Source organism: Streptomyces sp. NPDC005803 (genome assembly GCF_040630435.1).
In the GTDB taxonomy this organism is placed as follows: domain Bacteria; phylum Actinomycetota; class Actinomycetes; order Streptomycetales; family Streptomycetaceae; genus Streptomyces.
In genome coordinates, this window is sequence record NZ_JBEXXO010000016.1 from 1 (window position 1) to 16,380 (window position 16,380).

General features: G+C 73.3%; 14 protein-coding genes and 1 pseudogene. 6 read left to right on the top strand and 9 right to left on the bottom strand.

Annotated features, from left to right (window positions below; genetic code table 11):
* Positions 1–318 precede the first annotated feature (318 nt).
* Entirely contained in the window at positions 319–1,971 is a 1,653-nt protein-coding gene (locus ABZ454_RS22380; protein WP_359540192.1) for a DNA repair helicase XPB, read from the top strand.
* 28 nt (positions 1,972–1,999) lie between these two features.
* Here the strand turns inward: ABZ454_RS22380 and ABZ454_RS22385 are convergent, their stop codons facing one another.
* Complete coding sequence (locus tag ABZ454_RS22385) at positions 2,000–2,182, bottom strand: hypothetical protein (RefSeq protein WP_356325822.1); 183 nt, start codon at positions 2,180–2,182, stop codon at positions 2,000–2,002.
* A 373-nt stretch (positions 2,183–2,555) separates the two neighbouring features.
* Here ABZ454_RS22385 and ABZ454_RS22390 point away from each other — a divergent pair, with 373 nt between their 5' ends.
* On the top strand, positions 2,556–4,628 hold the full coding sequence (locus ABZ454_RS22390; RefSeq protein ID WP_359540196.1) for an ATP-binding domain-containing protein: 2,073 nt from the start codon (positions 2,556–2,558) through the stop codon (positions 4,626–4,628).
* A gap of 113 nt (positions 4,629–4,741) precedes the next feature.
* On the opposite strand, the gene ABZ454_RS22395 is transcribed toward ABZ454_RS22390, so the two are convergent.
* Positions 4,742–7,333: a glycoside hydrolase family 9 protein gene (locus tag ABZ454_RS22395; protein ID WP_359540198.1), complete on the bottom strand. Its 2,592-nt coding sequence runs from the start codon at positions 7,331–7,333 to the stop codon at positions 4,742–4,744.
* Between the two features lie 428 nt (positions 7,334–7,761).
* Positions 7,762–8,451, bottom strand: a complete 690-nt coding sequence (locus tag ABZ454_RS22400; RefSeq protein ID WP_356325818.1) for a copper homeostasis protein CutC — start codon at positions 8,449–8,451, stop codon at positions 7,762–7,764.
* Positions 8,452–8,781: 330 nt separating this feature from the next.
* Here ABZ454_RS22400 and ABZ454_RS22405 point away from each other — a divergent pair, with 330 nt between their 5' ends.
* A complete protein-coding gene (locus ABZ454_RS22405; RefSeq protein WP_359540500.1) occupies positions 8,782–10,995 on the top strand; it encodes a heavy metal translocating P-type ATPase in 2,214 nt (737 codons plus the stop codon).
* A 35-nt stretch (positions 10,996–11,030) separates the two neighbouring features.
* On the opposite strand, the gene ABZ454_RS22410 is transcribed toward ABZ454_RS22405, so the two are convergent.
* Complete coding sequence (locus tag ABZ454_RS22410) at positions 11,031–11,690, bottom strand: GNAT family protein (RefSeq protein ID WP_359540202.1); 660 nt, start codon at positions 11,688–11,690, stop codon at positions 11,031–11,033.
* Positions 11,691–11,872: 182 nt separating this feature from the next.
* Here ABZ454_RS22410 and ABZ454_RS22415 point away from each other — a divergent pair, with 182 nt between their 5' ends.
* On the top strand, positions 11,873–12,421 hold the full coding sequence (locus ABZ454_RS22415) for a hypothetical protein (RefSeq protein WP_359540204.1): 549 nt from the start codon (positions 11,873–11,875) through the stop codon (positions 12,419–12,421).
* Positions 12,418–12,963, top strand: a complete 546-nt coding sequence (locus ABZ454_RS22420; protein ID WP_359540205.1) for a hypothetical protein — start codon at positions 12,418–12,420, stop codon at positions 12,961–12,963. Before ABZ454_RS22415 ends, ABZ454_RS22420 begins: the two co-directional genes overlap by 4 nt.
* 30 nt (positions 12,964–12,993) lie before the next feature.
* Here ABZ454_RS22420 and ABZ454_RS22425 read toward each other — a convergent pair whose 3' ends face one another.
* The 5 genes and pseudogenes from ABZ454_RS22425 to ABZ454_RS22445 form a co-directional block, all read right to left on the bottom strand.
* Entirely contained in the window at positions 12,994–13,860 is an 867-nt protein-coding gene (locus tag ABZ454_RS22425) for a biotin-dependent carboxyltransferase family protein (protein WP_359540208.1), read from the bottom strand.
* The gene (locus ABZ454_RS22430) at positions 13,857–14,513 is read right to left on the bottom strand and encodes an allophanate hydrolase subunit 1 (RefSeq protein ID WP_359540210.1); all 657 of its coding nucleotides are present in this window, start codon (positions 14,511–14,513) and stop codon (positions 13,857–13,859) included. Before ABZ454_RS22430 ends, ABZ454_RS22425 begins: the two co-directional genes overlap by 4 nt.
* Positions 14,510–14,686, bottom strand: a pseudogene (locus ABZ454_RS22435) (LamB/YcsF family protein); the annotation flags it as partial. The gene ABZ454_RS22430 and the pseudogene ABZ454_RS22435, both read right to left, overlap by 4 nt.
* Positions 14,650–14,781: a hypothetical protein gene (locus ABZ454_RS22440; protein WP_359540212.1), complete on the bottom strand. Its 132-nt coding sequence runs from the start codon at positions 14,779–14,781 to the stop codon at positions 14,650–14,652. The pseudogene ABZ454_RS22435 and the gene ABZ454_RS22440, both read right to left, overlap by 37 nt.
* 44 nt (positions 14,782–14,825) lie before the next feature.
* Positions 14,826–15,488: a maleylpyruvate isomerase family mycothiol-dependent enzyme gene (locus ABZ454_RS22445; RefSeq protein ID WP_356325375.1), complete on the bottom strand. Its 663-nt coding sequence runs from the start codon at positions 15,486–15,488 to the stop codon at positions 14,826–14,828.
* Between the two features lie 93 nt (positions 15,489–15,581).
* Between ABZ454_RS22445 and ABZ454_RS22450 the strand changes: the two genes are divergently transcribed.
* Entirely contained in the window at positions 15,582–16,253 is a 672-nt protein-coding gene (locus ABZ454_RS22450) for a hypothetical protein (RefSeq protein ID WP_359540214.1), read from the top strand.
* Positions 16,254–16,380 lie beyond the last annotated feature (127 nt).

Here is a 16,380-nt window from a genome sequence, read left to right on the forward strand (position 1 = left end):
AACATCGACCCGGGTCCGCTGCGTACCCGCGGAACGTTCGTCGTTTGAGGAGACGCCCCGGAGGGACCCCGGACCCCCACCCACCGGGCAGGCGCACACCCCACGGGGCAAGCCGCACCAATTGAGCCCGTCCGGCGATTGAGGACGGAACCCTGCGCCCCGGACCCGGGCGAACCACAGAGGGGCCCGCGCCCCGGACCGGGGAGCAGCACGGGCCCGCCCCGGACCGGGGCGCGCAGAACCACCCCGCCCCCACATACGGCACACTGGACGTTTGGCCGGTACACGGCCACCCCGCCGCAGAAAGGGCCGAAGCGCGTGACCGGACCCCTCATCGTCCAGAGCGACAAGACGCTGCTCCTCGAGGTCGACCACGAGCAGGCCGACGCCTGCCGCCGTGTGATCGCCCCCTTCGCGGAGCTGGAGCGTGCGCCCGAGCACATCCACACCTACCGGCTGACCCCGCTCGGGCTGTGGAACGCCCGCGCCGCTGGGCATGACGCCGAGCAGGTCGTCGACGCGCTCGTGAAGTACTCGCGCTACCCCGTACCGCACGCGCTGCTCGTCGACATCGCCGAGACGATGGACCGCTACGGCCGGCTCACGCTGTCCAAGCATCCGGTGCACGGGCTGGTGCTGACCTCCACGGACCGGCCGGTCCTGGAGGAGATCCTCCGGTCGAAGAAGGTCCAGCCGCTGGTCGGGGCCCGGATCGACCCGGACACCGTGGCCGTGCACCCGTCCGAGCGCGGGCAGGTCAAGCAGACGCTGCTGAAGCTGGGCTGGCCCGCCGAGGACCTCGCGGGGTACGTGGACGGCGAGGCGCACCCGATCGAGCTGGACGAGAACGGCTGGGCGCTGCGGCCGTACCAGCAGCAGGCCGTCGAGGGGTTCTGGCACGGCGGGTCCGGGGTGGTCGTGCTGCCGTGCGGCGCGGGCAAGACGCTGGTCGGGGCGGGCGCGATGGCGCAGGCCAAGGCGACCACGCTGATCCTGGTGACGAACACGGTCTCGGCCCGGCAGTGGAAGCACGAGCTGGTGAAGCGGACGTCGCTGACCGAGGAGGAGATCGGCGAGTACAGCGGTACGCGCAAGGAGATCCGGCCGGTCACGATCGCCACGTACCAGGTGCTGACGACCCGCAGGAAGGGCATCTACCCGCACCTGGAGCTGTTCGACTCCCGGGACTGGGGGCTCGTGATCTATGACGAGGTGCATCTGCTGCCCGCGCCCGTCTTCAAGTTCACCGCCGATCTCCAGGCGCGGCGCCGGCTGGGGCTCACGGCCACGCTGGTGCGGGAGGACGGGCGCGAGTCGGACGTCTTCTCGCTGATCGGGCCCAAGCGGTTCGACGCCCCGTGGAAGGAGATCGAGGCGCAGGGTTACATCGCGCCGGCCGACTGCGTCGAGGTGCGGGTCAATCTGACGGACTCGGAGCGGCTCGCGTACGCGACCGCCGAGACCGAGGAGAAGTACCGGTTCTGCGCGACGACCGCGACGAAGCGGAAGGTCACCGAGGCGCTGGTGCGCAAGCACAAGGGTGAGCAGACGCTGGTGATCGGGCAGTACATCGACCAGCTCGACGAGCTGGGTGAGCATCTGGACGCCCCGGTGATCAAGGGCGAGACGAGCAACGCCCAGCGCGAGATCCTCTTCGAGGCGTTCCGGCAGGGCGAGATCAGCGTGCTGGTCGTGTCGAAGGTGGCGAACTTCTCCATCGACCTGCCGGAGGCGACCGTCGCCATTCAGGTGTCGGGCACGTTCGGCTCGCGTCAGGAGGAGGCGCAGCGGCTGGGCCGGGTGCTGCGTCCGAAGGCGGACGGGCACGAGGCGCGGTTCTACTCGGTGGTCGCGCGCGACACGATCGACCAGGACTTCGCGGCGCACCGCCAGCGGTTCCTGGCCGAGCAGGGCTACGCGTACCGGATCGTGGACGCGGACGAGCTGCTGTCGGACAGCTCGGACAGCTGAGCGGGGCGGAGGGGGCGGGGCGTCGCGTTCAGCGCGTGCGGCGCACGCCCGCCTCCTCCGCGTACTCGCCGAGGACGACGACGCTGATCGCGGCCCGTAGGTAGACCTTGACGGCGCGCAGCGCGTCCGCGGCGCGGTGGGGGTGACCGGTGGCCGCCGTCGAGCCGTGCGCGGGGCCGGTCCTTCGTGGGTTCAGGGTGACGGTGCTCATGTCTTCCATGGTGCTCCGGTCCGGCCGCGCGGGCGTCGGTCCTCGGGTGGAAGCCCGTGGACGTGCCTCTACCCCTGTGGTCGCATGCCGTCCCCTACGGGATGGACCCGGGCGATATTCGTTCGCGCCGGGCGGGGGCGGCCGATACAATCGCCGGTCTGCCCGCCTCCCGCACCGTGGTACCGGCCGTCCGCAAGGGCGTGCGCCGGCAGCCGGGGGAGCGCCGCCGACCGGACGGAAACCGGCCGACAGCCGTGCGTACGCCCCGCGTGCGCACCAGTGATCGATCCCCGAGCGGACCGCGTCGCCCCCGAGCAACGGCCGGAGGCGAGGGGCGGTCCGTCGTCCTGCGTTGAATGCCGGAGGCAACACCGTGCCCGCGCACGAACAAGAAAGCGACACCACCACCGACCCCCTCGCCCATGAGCGCGCCCACCTCGCCGCGTCGCGCGCCGCGCTGCGCGCCATGCGTGAGGACGCCCAGGCCCTCAACATCCGTGACGTCACGGCGAACTGGGTGAACGCCGCAGTGCTCCAGGCCCAGATCGCCGACCGCATCAAGTCGCTCGCCGACCTCTCCCACACGCCGCTCTTCTTCGGGCGGCTGGACTACCTCCATGTGGTCGGGGCCGCGCAGGCGGAGGGCGCGGAGGGCGAGCAGTTCTACATCGGGCGCCGCCACGTCCACGACGCCGACGGTGATCCGATGGTCATCGACTGGCGTGCACCGGTCTCCCAGCCGTTCTACCGGGCCTCCCGCAACGACCCCCTGGACGTCGGTCAGCGGCGCCGCTTCGGGTACACGGGCGGTGAGCTGACCGCGTACGAGGACGAGCACCTCACCGATCCGACGGAGACCGCGCAGACCAGCAAGCTGCTCCAGGCGGAGATCGAGCGGCCGCGCGTGGGCCCCATGCGTGACATCGTCGCGACGATCCAGCCCGAGCAGGACGAGATCGTCCGCAGCGATCTCGGCGGCTCGGTCTGTGTGCAGGGCGGGCCCGGCACCGGGAAGACCGCCGTCGGCCTGCACCGGGTGGCGTATCTGCTGTACGCGCACCGCGAGCGTCTCGCCCGCACCGGCACGCTCGTCATCGGGCCGAACCGGTCGTTCCTCCATTACATCGAGCAGGTGCTGCCGGCCCTCGGTGAGCTGGAGGTGAAGCAGGCGACCGTCGACGACCTGGTGACGGCGCAGGTCGAGGTCCGGGGCACGGACGAGGCGCGGGCCGCCGTCGTGAAGGGCGACGCCCGGATGGCCGAGGTGTTGCGGCGGGCGATCCGTTCGCACGTGACGATGCCGGTGGAGCCCGTCATGGTGGTGCGCGGCTCGCGGCGCTGGCGGGTCCCGGCGTACGAGATCGAGGAGATGGTCCACGAGCTGCTGGCCCGCGACATGCGGTACGGGGCGGCGCACGAGGCCCTCCCGCAGCGCATCGCGCACGCCGTGCTGGTGCGGATGGAGGAGGCGGGCGAGGCGCCCGACGACCGGGTGCAGAACGCGGTGGCGCGCACCCCGGCGGTGAAGGCGGCCGTCAAGGCGATCTGGCCGGCGGTCGAGCCGTCGAAGCTGGTGCTGCGGCTGCTGTCGGACCCGGAGTTCCTGGCCGCGCACGCGGACGGGCTGCTGAGCGAGGACGAGCAGAAGACGATCCTGTGGACGAAGCCGGCCCGCAGCGTGAAGTCCGCGAAGTGGTCGGCGGCGGACGCGGTGCTGATCGACGAGGCGTCCGACCTGGTGGCGCGTACGCACTCGCTCGGCCATGTGGTGATCGACGAGGCGCAGGACCTCTCCCCCATGCAGTACCGGGCGGTGGGCCGGCGCTGCTCGACCGGCTCGGCGACCGTGCTCGGTGATCTGGCGCAGGGCACGACGCCGTGGTCGACGCAGAGCTGGGACCAGGCGCTGTACCACCTGGGGAAGTCGGACGCGGTGGTGGAGGAGCTGACGGCGGGCTTCCGTGTGCCGCGCGAGGTGATCGCGTACGCTTCCCGGCTGCTGCCGGTGATCTCGCCCGGCCTGGCGGCGGTGGAGTCGGTGCGCGAGTCGCCCGGTTCGCTGTCGGTGCGGGCGGTGGCGGGCGCGGACGCGCTGGACGCGGCGGTCGTCGCGGCGTGCGTGGAGTCACTGGAGCAGGAGGGTTCGACGGGCCTGATCGCCGCGGACGCGCGCATCCCGGCGCTCGCGCAGGCGCTGACCGCGGCGGGGCACAGCTACCTCTCGCCCGGCCAGGAGACGACCGCCGAGTCCCGTCTGACGCTGGTTCCGGCGTCGCTGGCGAAGGGCCTGGAGTACGACTACGTGGTGCTGGACGAACCGGCCGCGGTCGTCGACGGCGAGCCCGACGAGCGGACGGGGCTGCGCCGGCTGTACGTGGCGCTGACGCGTGCGGTGTCCGGGCTGATCGTCCTGCACGCGGCGCCGCTGCCGCAGGAGTTGGCCTGACGCACGCGGTGCCGCTGCCGCAGGAGTTGGGCTGACGCACGCGGGGCCGGCGGCCGCCCCGCCCTGACGCACGCGGGGGTGGGGCGGTCGTCCGCCCCCACCCCCGCGTCCGGTCAGCCGGCCGTGCAGGCCCTCCCGTTCAGCTTGACCGTGCCCGGGTCGGCGGCCGCGCCCGTGACGCTGCTGTTGAATCCGAAGTCGACCGCCGCTCCCGGGGCGAGGGTGCGGTTCCAGGACAGCGGGGTGGCGGTGACCGTACGCCCGTACTGGTTGATCGCGGCGCTCCAGGTGTGGCTGAGCTTCTGGTCGCCGGGCAGCAGCCAGGTCAGGGACCACGGGGTGAGCGCCTCGGTACCGGTGTTCTTCACCGTGACCGTGGTGGTCGAGCCGGTGCTCCACGGGTGCGAGGAGTACGTGACGCGGCAGGAGCGGGCCGGGCCCGTCCCGTCACCGGCGTCGTCCAGGTAGGAGGCGACGAAGGCCAGCGGCGCGTTCCAGTTGATGGCGACCTCGTTGGTGGCGTACGAGCCGTTGTCGTCGAGGTAGCACATCGCCGCCGCGCAGCCGCCCAGCTTCTCGGCGGCCGCCGGGTCCCCGGAGGTGGGGGCGGTGAGGTTCGGCCCGCCCGCGAGGGAGCCGGCCGGCGGGTGGGGCAGGTCGGGGTCGCTCTGGTGCGCCCACACCCGGTGGTGCTGGTTCTGCGAGCTGCGCTCGCCGTATCCGGTGACGTAGGACTGGTTGAGCGGGTTGCGCCCGAACAGGTAGTCCGCGCCGCGCAGCACCGCGTCGCGGTACTCGGCCTTCCCGGTGAGGTCGGCGGCGGTGGCGAGCACGATCATGTTGTTGAGCACCTGGCTGTTGGAGCCCCAGGCGTAGTTCTGGCCGGCCGGGGCGTACGGCACGCCGTACAGCTGGTCCTCGGTCTGCTGGGCGTAGCGTCCGGCGGCCGTGGTGACCACGGAGCGGACCTGGGCGAGCTGGTCGGCGGTCAGACCGTTGGGCACGGTGGCCAGGGTGAGGACGCCGAGTCCGGCCGTCCCGCCCCACCACATGCCGCCGTCGGCCGGGAACGCCGCGTCGGTGTCGCCGTGCAGCGGGGAGCCGAGGAGGGCCTGGCGGTAGGTGTCGGCGCCGGTGGTGGTGAAGAGTTCCGCGGCGGCCCAGTAGAACTCGTCGGAGACGTCGTTGTCGCTGTAGGTGCCGCCGCCCGTGCCGTCGGCGGGGTCGGCGAGCACGTCCGGGTGGGCCTTCGCCGCGGTCCACGCCGTCTCGGCGGCCGTACGGCACCGGGTGGCGAACTGCGCGTCGTACGGGGCGAAGAGCCGGGCGCACTGGGCTGCCGTGGCGGCGAGGTTGAGGGTCGCGGCGGTGGACGGCGGGTGCAACTCGCGCTGCTGGGGGTCCAGATGGGGCATCATCGGCAGTCCGGTCCACTGGGCGTCGTGCACCTTGTGGTGGACCATTCCGGCGAGCGGCTGCCCGGCGGGGACCTGCATGCGCATGAGGAAGTCGAGCTCCCAGCGGGCCTCGTCGAGGATGTCCGGCACCTGGTTGCCGTGCTCGGGCACCCGCAGCGCGCCGTCGCCGAGTTCGGCGGACTCCGCGCTGTCGGCCGTCAGGGTCCGCTCGTAGGTGTCCATCAGCTCGGCCACGGCGATGCCGCCGTTGACCACGTACTTGCCCTGGTCCCCGGCGTCGTACCAGCCGCCCCGCACGTCGAGCCGGTAGTTGCAGACACCCGGCTGACAGGGGACGTTCGTGTCGCCCTTGTTGGGCGCGACGTCGAGGTGCCCGGCCGGGCGGGCGTACTGCTCGCCGACGAGGTCCGCGTCGATCGCGATGCCGCTGCGGTTCTGGTAGAAGTACGCGAGCGAGTCGCCGCGCAGGGTGTCGTACAGATCGCCGCGGATCGAGAAGGGCTCGCTGACCTGCCCGTCCGCTTCGACGGTGTAGCCGTCGCCGGTGGTGGTAACGTCGCTGAAGTCGAAGGTGTGCACGTTCTGCCGCGAGGTCGGGTCGACGCCGCCGGGGACGGTCGTGCCGGTGGCCGCGGTCGATCCGTCGGCAGACTTGAGCGTCCAGGGCAGCGGCTCGGTCGCGTCGGTGACCAGGGTGCCGTTCTTCGGGCCCTGCGGGAGGTAGCCGACCTGGTTGACGCGGACGGGCGAGCCGGTGTCGGGCACGTACACGGGCGGTTCGGCGCCGCCGCGCAGGGACACGTCGTCGAGGCAGAAGGTGGCCGCCTCGTCGCTGCCGCCGATCTGGAAGGCGAGCTGGGCGGCGTCGCGGTCCGAGGTCGCGGTGAAGACGTGGGTGACGGGGGCCGCCTCCGTGCCGATCTGGTCGGTCGCGGACAGGTCCGTGGTCCACGGGTCGGTGGCCATCTGCACATTGGTGTGGATGGACAGCGGGGTGGTGGAGGTGGCCGTGTAGGTGAGGCTGTACGTCTCCCCGGCCACGAGCGGGATGTCGTTCTGGCCGACGATCACGTCCCACGGGTTGGCCGTTCCGGCCGGTACGTCGGTGCAGAGCCGGCCGTCCGTGACGGCGGCCGCGGTGTTGGCGGTCCACCACCAGGGCGCGGTACCGGCGGCGAAGTCACCGTTGGTGATCTGCTCCGGGGCCGGGTCGGCGTCCTCGGCGACGGCGCCGGGGGCGGTGAGGACACCGCCGAACAGTGCGGTGAGGGCGAGTGTCCCGAGCACACGGCGCCCGCGCCGGGCGCGGGCGCGACCGGTGGGGGGCAGGGGCGGAGAGGCGTTCACCGGGGGCCTTTCGGTTGGGGAAGGGTGGCGGTGCTTCGCGCGGCGGACAGGAGTGGGAACGCTCCCATAGGCAGTGAGCACAGCCGGGGAGACGCCGTGGGAGCGTTCCCACACCGCCGTGTCGCCATTGTGAAGCCGGGGGTCTTTGTTGCGCCAGGGTCATGACAGCACCAGCCTGACGGGACCGCGCTCGCACACCGGTGGCCCGGTACGCCGTGTCCGGGCTCCCACGCAACGGGCGGGGGCGGGACGCCGTCTCCGGCATCCCGCCCCCGCCCGTGTGAGCCCGCGTGCGACCGCTCTACGCGTCGAGCACGTTCCGCCACTCCCGCACCGCAGCGATGTCCGGGAGCCCGCGTGTCCCCGCTCTACGCGTCGAGCACGTTCCGCCACTCCCGCACCGCGGCCACGTCCACCGGCCCCGACCAGCCGCCCGGCCGGGCGGCTCCGCCGATGTGGAAGGCGTCGATACCCGCGTCCAGCAGCTCCGGCAGGTGTTCCAGCCGGAGGCCGCCGCCGACGAGGATCTGCGGCTCGTACCCCGGCTCACCCTTGCGCGCCGCCTCGGCCACCAGCGTGGGGACGCCCTGGTCCACCCCGGCGGGGGAGCCCGCGGTGAGGTACGTGTCCAGGCCCGGCAGGTCGGCGAGGGCCTTGCGCAGCGCGTCGCGGTCGGCGGTGCGGTCGATCGCGCGGTGGAACGTCCAGTTGCAACCGTCCAGTTCGGCGACGATCCGCTCGACCGCGACGAGGTCGGGGTGGCCGTCCGCGTCCAGGAAGCCGAGCACGAACTCGTCCGCGCCCTCCGCCCGCAGCTCGCGCGCCTTGCGTACGAGTACGCCGACGTCGCCGGCCGCGAAGCCGTCCGCCACCCTGAGCATCACCCGCAACGGAATGTCCACCGCCGCGCGGATCGCCGCGAACGTCGCGCAGGACGGGGTGAGGCCGTCCGCCGCCATGTCGGTGACCAGCTCAAGCCGGTCCGCACCACCCGCCTGGGCAGCGACCGCGTCCTCCGCGTCGAGAGCGATCACCTCCAGGACTGCACGGTTGCTCATGGGAACCCAATCCTCCAGGAGACATCTATAGGTCTAGTCCAATGCCAGCCTACGGGGCGGTAGGCGGGGGCGCAGCCTCACCGTGCACGTGAACATACGCGAGGCCGGGCGCCCGGCAGGTGACCGGCGGCGCGGATCAGGCCTACCGGACGGATCACCCTTGCCCCGGCATAGGGGCAGGGGGTATACCTGGAGGGAGAAGATACCCCCAGGGGGTATAAGCGCTCGGCTGAAGGAGGCCCTGTGTCCGCGCAGACCGCAGCTACCACCGGCACCACTGCCCCCAGTGGCCCCACCGGTACCGGCGTCGCCGCAGAGGTCGAGCTCGCCATCGGCGGCATGACCTGCGCCTCGTGCGCGGCCCGTATCGAGAAGAAGCTCAACCGGATGGACGGGGTCGAGGCCACCGTCAACTACGCCACCGAGAAGGCCAAGGTCAGCTACCGGGGCGAGGACGTCTCCGTACAGGACCTCATCGCCACCGTCGAGAAGACCGGCTACACGGCGCACGAGCCCGCTCCCCCGGTACGCACCGGCGACGCCCCCACCGAGGCGGACGAGGCGGACGAGCTCCGCCCGCTGCGGCAGCGGCTGCTCACCGCCGTCCTGCTCGCGGTGCCGGTCATCGCGATGTCGATGATCCCCGCGCTCCAGTTCGACAACTGGCAGTGGCTCTCGCTCACCCTCACCGCCCCCGTCGTCACGTACGCCGCCTGGCCCTTCCACCGCGCCGCGTGGACCAACGCCCGGCACGGCGCGGCCACCATGGACACGCTGATCTCGGTCGGCACGTCGGCCGCGTTCCTGTGGTCGGTGTGGGCCCTGTTCTTCGGCACCGCCGGGATGACCGGCATGACGCACCCCTTCGAGCTGACCATCGGACGCAGCGACGGCGCCGGCAACATCTACCTGGAAGCAGCCGCCGGAGTCACCGCGTTCATCCTGGCCGGGCGCTACTTCGAGGCCCGCTCCAAGCGGAAGGCGGGCGCCGCGCTGAAGGCGCTGCTCGAACTGGGCGCGAAGGAGGTCACCGTCCTGCGCGACGGCCGTGAGGTCACCGTGGACACCGCCGCCCTCCGGGTCGGGGACCGGTTCCTGGTCCGCCCGGGCGAGAAGATCGCCACGGACGGCACCGTGGTGGAGGGCGGTTCGGCGGTGGACGCGTCGATGCTCACCGGTGAGTCCGTGCCCGTCGAGGTCACGGTCGGCGACCCGGTGACCGGCGCGACGCTGAACGCGGGCGGCCGGCTCGTCGTGGAGGCGACCCGGGTCGGCGCCGACACCCAGCTGGCCCGGATGGCGAAGCTGGTCGAGGACGCGCAGAACGGCAAGGCGGCGGCGCAGCGGCTGGCCGACCGGATCTCCGCGGTGTTCGTCCCCGTCGTGATCGCGCTCGCGCTCGGCACGCTCGGCTTCTGGCTGGGCAGCGGGGAAGGCCTGACGGCCGCGTTCACGGCCGCCGTCGCCGTACTGATCATCGCCTGCCCCTGCGCCCTGGGCCTGGCCACCCCGACCGCCCTCATGGTCGGCACCGGACGCGGCGCCCAGCTCGGCATCCTCATCAAGGGCCCCGAGGTCCTGGAGACCACCCGCCGCGTCGACACCATCGTCCTCGACAAGACCGGCACCGTCACCACCGGCCGCATGACCCTCCAGACCGTCCACACCACCCCCGGCACCACCGAAACCGACGTCCTGCGCCTCGCCGGAGCCCTGGAACACGCCTCCGAACACCCCATCGCCCAAGCCGTCGCCACCGGAGCCACCGACCGCACCACAGCCCCCCTCCCCACCCCCGACGACTTCACCAACCTCCCCGGCCTCGGCGTCCAGGGCGTCGTCGAGGGCCACGCCGTCCTCGTGGGACGGGAACAGCTGCTGGCCGAGTGGGAGATCCACCTGCCCGCGGAACTGGGCCGTCGCAAGGCCGACGCGGAGGCCGCGGGCCGCACCGCGATCGCCGTCGCCTGGGACGGCGAGGCCCGCGCGGTCCTGGAGGTGGCCGACGCGGTGAAGGACACCAGCGCCGAGGCGATCGAGCGGCTGCGCGCGCTCGGCCTGACGCCGATCCTGCTGACCGGCGACAACCGGGCGGTGGCGCAGGCGGTCGCGGCCGAGGTCGGCATCGAGGAGGTGTACGCGGAGGTCATGCCGCAGGACAAGGTCGACGTCGTCAAGCGCCTCCAGGGCGAGGGGCGTTCGGTCGCCATGGTCGGGGACGGCGTGAACGACGCGGCCGCCCTCGCCCAGGCCGATCTGGGTCTCGCGATGGGCACGGGCACGGACGCGGCGATCGAGGCCGGCGACCTGACCCTGGTGCGCGGGGACCTGCGGGCGGCCGCGGACGCGATCCGGCTGTCCCGGAAGACGCTCGGCACCATCCGTACGAACCTGTTCTGGGCCTTCGCCTACAACGTGGCCGCGCTGCCGCTGGCCGCGGCGGGTCTGCTGAACCCGATGATCGCGGGTGCGGCGATGGCGTTCTCTTCGGTGTTCGTGGTCGGCAACTCGCTGCGGCTGCGGGGGTTCCGGGCTGGGGTGTAGGCCCCGCGGCCTGCCCGTCCGTCGGGCGGCCGGGCTCAGCTTCCGACCGGGAGCCGGGCCTCAGGCCGCCCGTTGCCGCGTCCGCGAGCGAGACGCTCCTCCAGCCGCGCCCGGCGGTCCGGCCACTCGTCCGCCGTCAGCGAGAAGATCGCGGAGTTCCGCAGCCTCCCCTCCTCACCCGGCGCCGACGACCGTGACCAGTTCCGCAGCACGCCCTCGAAGCTCGCGCCCACCGATTCGATCGCGGCCCGGGAGCGGCTGTTGCGAGCATCCGTCTTCAGGTCGACGCGCGCGACGCCCCACGCCTCGAAGGCGTGCCGGAACAGCAGGTACTTGGCCTCCGTGTTGATCCCCGAGCCCTGGGCGGAGGCGGCGAGCCAGGTGAAGCCGACCTCGATCGCGCTCAGCGTGTCCTCGTCCAGCCAATGCCGGGGCTCCCAGTACGCCGTGACCCCGACCGCGCGGCCCGACGCCCGGTCGATCTGCGCGTACGGACACAGTTTCCCTGAGGCGGCGCGGGCGAGCTGGGCGTCGATGTACCCGTCGACCTCACCGCGGCCGGGCACCCAGGTGAACCGGTACGAGCTCCGGTCCTCCTGGGAGGCCACCGCCAGATCCTCGGCGTGCCGGTGCTCCAGCGGCTCCAGGCGCACGCGCGCACCCTCCAGAACCGGCCCTGCCAGCGCGAATGCCATCGCCCCACCCATCCCGTCGCACGGACACCTCGCACGCGGACGCGGGTCCGCGTAGGGAGCGTTCCAGAGGTGCCCGGCCGTTGTCGCGCCAATATCACCTGCCGGGACGGCCGGCGGGCACCCCCACGCCAACGGGGCTTGGGCGCCCCCACGTTGTCAGTGGCTGAACTTACGATCTCCGCATGACCGACTGGATGGATCCATCGATTCCCGGCTACGAGGTGAACCTCGTGTTCTCCCGGGGGCTGTCCGTGGACGCCCTCACCACGGGACTGCGCGAACTGCGGCGGGAGCCGCTGGCGCAGGGCGAGGCGGGCGGGTGGGCCTGGGTGGCGCACGAGATGCTCAACCCCGAGATCGACGACTACGACGAGGTCGACTACGGGCGCGTCTGCCCGCAGGGGGCGGAGCTGGTGGTGTTCGTGACGGAGCCCTGCAGCGCCAAGGCGCACGGACCCCACTTCCACTACCTCCGCGACGGGCGCACGGTCCTCTTCTTCAGCTTCGAGGACATCGGGCAGCGGGTCGGCGAGAACCCCGATCACCTGTCGGCCGAGCTCCTCGCCGCGAACCTCATCGGCCCCGGGGCGGAGTGCGTCCAGGGGGAGACCGACGACGGCCACGACTGCTTCGACCACCACTACGACGACGAGAACCGCCTGGTGAAGACGGTCGCGGACTACTTCGGCCTGCCCTCGCCCCCGCTCGTCCTGGCGGTGGCCGCCCGGTGAACCCGGTCATCGCCCCGGACACGTACGTCATCTACGCCAGAGGCCTGGACCTGCCCACGCTCACCGCCGTCTGCGCCGACGCGACAGGACCCGCCGACGCGCGGGGTGCGTCGGACGGCTGGGCCTGGATCACCTACGCCGCCGCCCCCGGGCGCGGAGCGGCGGTGGCGGACCTCGCCCGCGACCTGACCGGATTCCGCTACGACGAGCAGTTCGGCGGGCCCGGGCGCGTGGACACGGTGTTCCTGGCCTCCACACCCGCGTGCGCCTGCCCGCACGGACAGAACTACATGGTTCCGCACTGCGACGACCACCCGTTCAACTTCGTGTACAACCGGGGCGGTTTCGGGCGGGTGTACTTCAACGTCGGCCGGCGCCGCGAGTCGCGACGCAGCGGCGACCTGCTGGTACGGGAGTTGCTGGCCGCCGGGATCGTCGGCCGGGAGACCCCCGCGTACGACGCCGATCCCGACTTCAACGCCGACGGCGCCGTGACGATGCGCATCATCGCCGACCACTTCGGGCTGCCCGCAACGACGTGACGGCCACGCCCACCGGGCCGGCTCCGGGGCTCACCCGCCCGCGCGCACGAACCGCACCACCGCCCCCGCGCCCGCCTGCGCCACGGCCGCCAGCGCGGGCTCGGGGACGACGGCCACCACCGGATAACCGCCGGTCGTCGGATGGTCGTTGAGGAACACCACCGGGCGGCCGTCCGGGGGGACCTGGACGGCGCCGAGCACCATGCCCTCGCTGGGCAGCTCACCCGTGCGGGAACGCTCCAGCGCCGGGCCCTCCGTGCGCAGGCCGATGCGGTTGCTCCGCACGGAGACGCGGTACTCCGCAGTGGTGAACATACGCAGAGCGGCGGGCGTGAACCAGGAGTGGCGGGGGCCGAAGTGCACCGGGAGTACGAGCCCGGCCGACGCGCCCGGCCACGGCACCGCGTCGACGGGTGCCGTCATGGCCGGGCGGGGCGGCCCCAGTGGCAGCACGTCCCCGACGCGCAGGGGTGCCGGGCCCAGCCCGGAGAGCAGGTCGGCGGATCTGCTTCCCAACACCGGCTCGGGCGCCACGCCACCCGCGAACGCCAGGTAGCAGCGCAGCCCGTGTACCGCGGGCCCCGCGTCCAGTACCGCTCCCGCCGGCACGTCCACCGCGGCGCCCCACGCCACCGGCCGCCCGTCCACAGCCACCCGGCACGGCGCTCCGCCGACGACTGCCCGCACCACACGGTCCGGGCGGACCGCGCAGCCGGTGACGGTGGTCTCCAGGACGGCGTCGGTGACCAGGTTGCCGACGAGTCGGTTGGCGAGCGCGGCAGCGGGTGCGTCGAGAGCGCCGGCGCGCCCGACCCCCAGATGGGCGAGTCCGGCGCGCCCCTCGTCCTGCACCGTGGTCAGAGCCCCGGCGCGGATCACTTCGAGGGACGCCGTCACCGCGCCGTCTCCACGAATCGCACCCGCACTCCCGGCGCCAGCAGTGCGGCGGGTTCGCGGTGCGGGTCCCACAGCGGGCCGGGGTCCGGCATCCGCCCGATGAGCTGCCAGCCGCCGGGGGACGGGCGCGGGTACACCCCGGTGTACGGGCCGGCCAGCGCCACCGCTCCGGCGGGGACCCGGGTGCGGGGTGTCGCCCGGCGCGGCAGGTGGAGGTGGTCCGCCAGTCCGGTCAGATAGCCGAAGCCAGGGGCGAATCCGCAGAAGGCCACCCGGAATTCTGTTTCGGTGTGGATGCGGGCCACGTCGGCGGTGGTCGCTCCCCATGCCTCGGCGACGTCGGCCAGGTCCGGCCCGTCGTAGACGACCGGCAGCTCCACGGTCCCGCCCGCGTCGCGGCGCGGCGGCGGTATGTGCCAGGTCCGCACTTCCCGGGCGAGCACGGCGGCGCCTCGCGCGATGCCGTCGAGCAGTACCGTCCGCTCGCCGGGCACTATGTCGCGCACATCCGGCAGTTCGCCCGCCGCGCGGCGCCGCAGCACCTCCGCGTGGAAGGCCTCCGTGTCCTGCCGGCCGTCCAGCTCGACGAGCAGCGCCCGTGGCCCTGCGGGCAGCACGACGAGCGGCGGACGGGCGCGGCGCCCCGTCCTCATGCGAACGCCCGTGACGCGACGCCGGCCTCTTCCGGCGCCGCCCCCACCCGAAGAGCGGGCGCGGCGGCGGCCGGGGTGTCGCCGTGGACGCACAAGGAGCGGGCGTCCACGGGTATTCGGCCGCCGTCGGCCGCGGTCACGCTCCGGTCCACGGCGAGGCCCACGCTGCGGCGTGCCCCGGATCGGCGTCGAGGTCCATGACCGCCACCGGCCCGCCCACCGTGCCTGGTCCGTCCGTCCTGCCGGGTTGCTGCGTCAGATTCGTCACGGGCGCACGGTAGTGCCCGTCCCGCCCCCTCTGTGCGGGCTGATTCAGTCGAACAGGCAGAGCTCGCGCTCCCGGACGCCCTCCAGTTCGTACCGCGTCCCCACCAGCGGGCGAGCCGCGCAGAGCCTGATCAGCGTCGCTCCGTCGCCCCGGTACCGGCCGGGGGCCCGGCCCTCCTGTTCCGCGCCGATGGTCAGCTCCTGCTCCTGGCCGCTGTCCGTGAGCTCCGCGACCAGCAGCGGCGTCTTCCGGCGCAGGGCGCGCGGGACGAGGAGGCGGAGTGCGTGCGGGAGCCCCGGGCCCTCGTACGCTCCGGGCAGCCCCCAGGCCGCGCGTACGTCCCCCGCGTGCACCCACTCCCCCAGCGCCACCGCGTCCAGCACGCCGCCCGCGGCGGCGATCGCGGGTCCGGCGTCGGTCATCCCGCGCTCCAGCTCGTCCACCACCTCGGTGTGCGTCCAGCCGGCCCGTTCGGCGATGTCCCGGTCGTTGCACTCGGGGCTGAACACGTCCGGCTCGAACCGGCTCTCCACCACCCGGCTCAGCACGGACCCGCAGTGCGCCACCACGTCCCGCACCGTCCAGCCGGGGCACGCGGTGCGCAGGGCGAAGTCGCTGTCCGCGGCGGACCGCAGCAGGGGGAGGAGCTCGTCGCGCTCGGTGCGCAGGAGGAGACCGGGCAGCTCGGGATCACGTTCGTCAGCCATGGCCCCAGCCAACCACCCCCGCCGCCGCCGGACTTGGGGTTCGGTGAACCGGACCCCGGCCATCCGGCGGCCCGACGCCCTACCCTCGGGTTCATGGACGACATGGACCGGACCCCTGGCAACAGCGCGGCCGACGCGCTCCGCGGCCGCTGGCGCGACTGCCTCGTCGCGGCCCGGGGCGGCGACGAGGGCCCCGACCCGTTGCCGTACGCCGACCACCTCCTGGCGCGGTGGGCCGAGCCTCAGAGGCGGTACCACACCACCGCCCACCTGGCGGCGGTCCTCGACCACGTCGACACGCTCGCCGGTCATGCCGCCGACCCGGACGCGGTGCGGCTGGCCGCCTGGTTCCACGACGCGGTCTACCGGCCCGACCGCTCCGAGAACGAGGAGCGCAGCGCCGCCCTCGCCGAGCGCGCCCTGCCCGAGGCGGGGGTGCCGGCCGCGACGACCGCCGAGGTCGCCCGCCTGGTCCGGCTCACCGTCTCGCACGACCCGGCCGACGGCGACACCGACGGCGAGGTCCTGTGCGACGCGGACCTGGCGATCCTCGCCTCACCGCCGAAGGAGTACGCGCGGTACGCGGCGCAGGTGCGTGAGGAGTACGGCTTCGTCCCCGACGAGCTGTTCCGGGAGGGCCGGGCGGCGGTGCTGCGGCAGCTCCTGGAGCTGCCGCGGCTGTTCCGCACGCCGCACGGGGCGGCCGAGTGGGAAGCGCGGGCCCGGCACAACCTGGGGACGGAGCTGGAGCTGCTCACGCATTGAGCGGACGCCCTGCCCCGGCCCGCCGCCGGGCCGGCGGCGGGCCGGCGGCGGGCCGGCGGCGGGCCGGGGGCGGGGAATGACAGGGACGCTTCCGCTGTTGGCACCTGTCATGCCCGAATCTCCCGCC

Bases quoted from the DNA above. Each gene is read 5' to 3' on its own strand.
- ABZ454_RS22385 (WP_356325822.1), bottom strand. From the start codon at position 2,182: ATGAGCACCGTCACCCTGAACCCACGAAGGACCGGCCCCGCGCACGGC.
- ABZ454_RS22400 (WP_356325818.1), bottom strand. From the start codon at position 8,451: ATGAGCAACCGTGCAGTCCTGGAGGTGATCGCTCTCGACGCGGAGGAC.
- ABZ454_RS22410 (WP_359540202.1), bottom strand. From the start codon at position 11,690: ATGGCATTCGCGCTGGCAGGGCCGGTTCTGGAGGGTGCGCGCGTGCGC.
- ABZ454_RS22415 (WP_359540204.1), top strand. From the start codon at position 11,873: ATGACCGACTGGATGGATCCATCGATTCCCGGCTACGAGGTGAACCTC.
- ABZ454_RS22430 (WP_359540210.1), bottom strand. From the start codon at position 14,513: ATGAGGACGGGGCGCCGCGCCCGTCCGCCGCTCGTCGTGCTGCCCGCA.
- ABZ454_RS22445 (WP_356325375.1), bottom strand. From the start codon at position 15,488: ATGGCTGACGAACGTGATCCCGAGCTGCCCGGTCTCCTCCTGCGCACC.
- ABZ454_RS22450 (WP_359540214.1), top strand. From the start codon at position 15,582: ATGGACGACATGGACCGGACCCCTGGCAACAGCGCGGCCGACGCGCTC.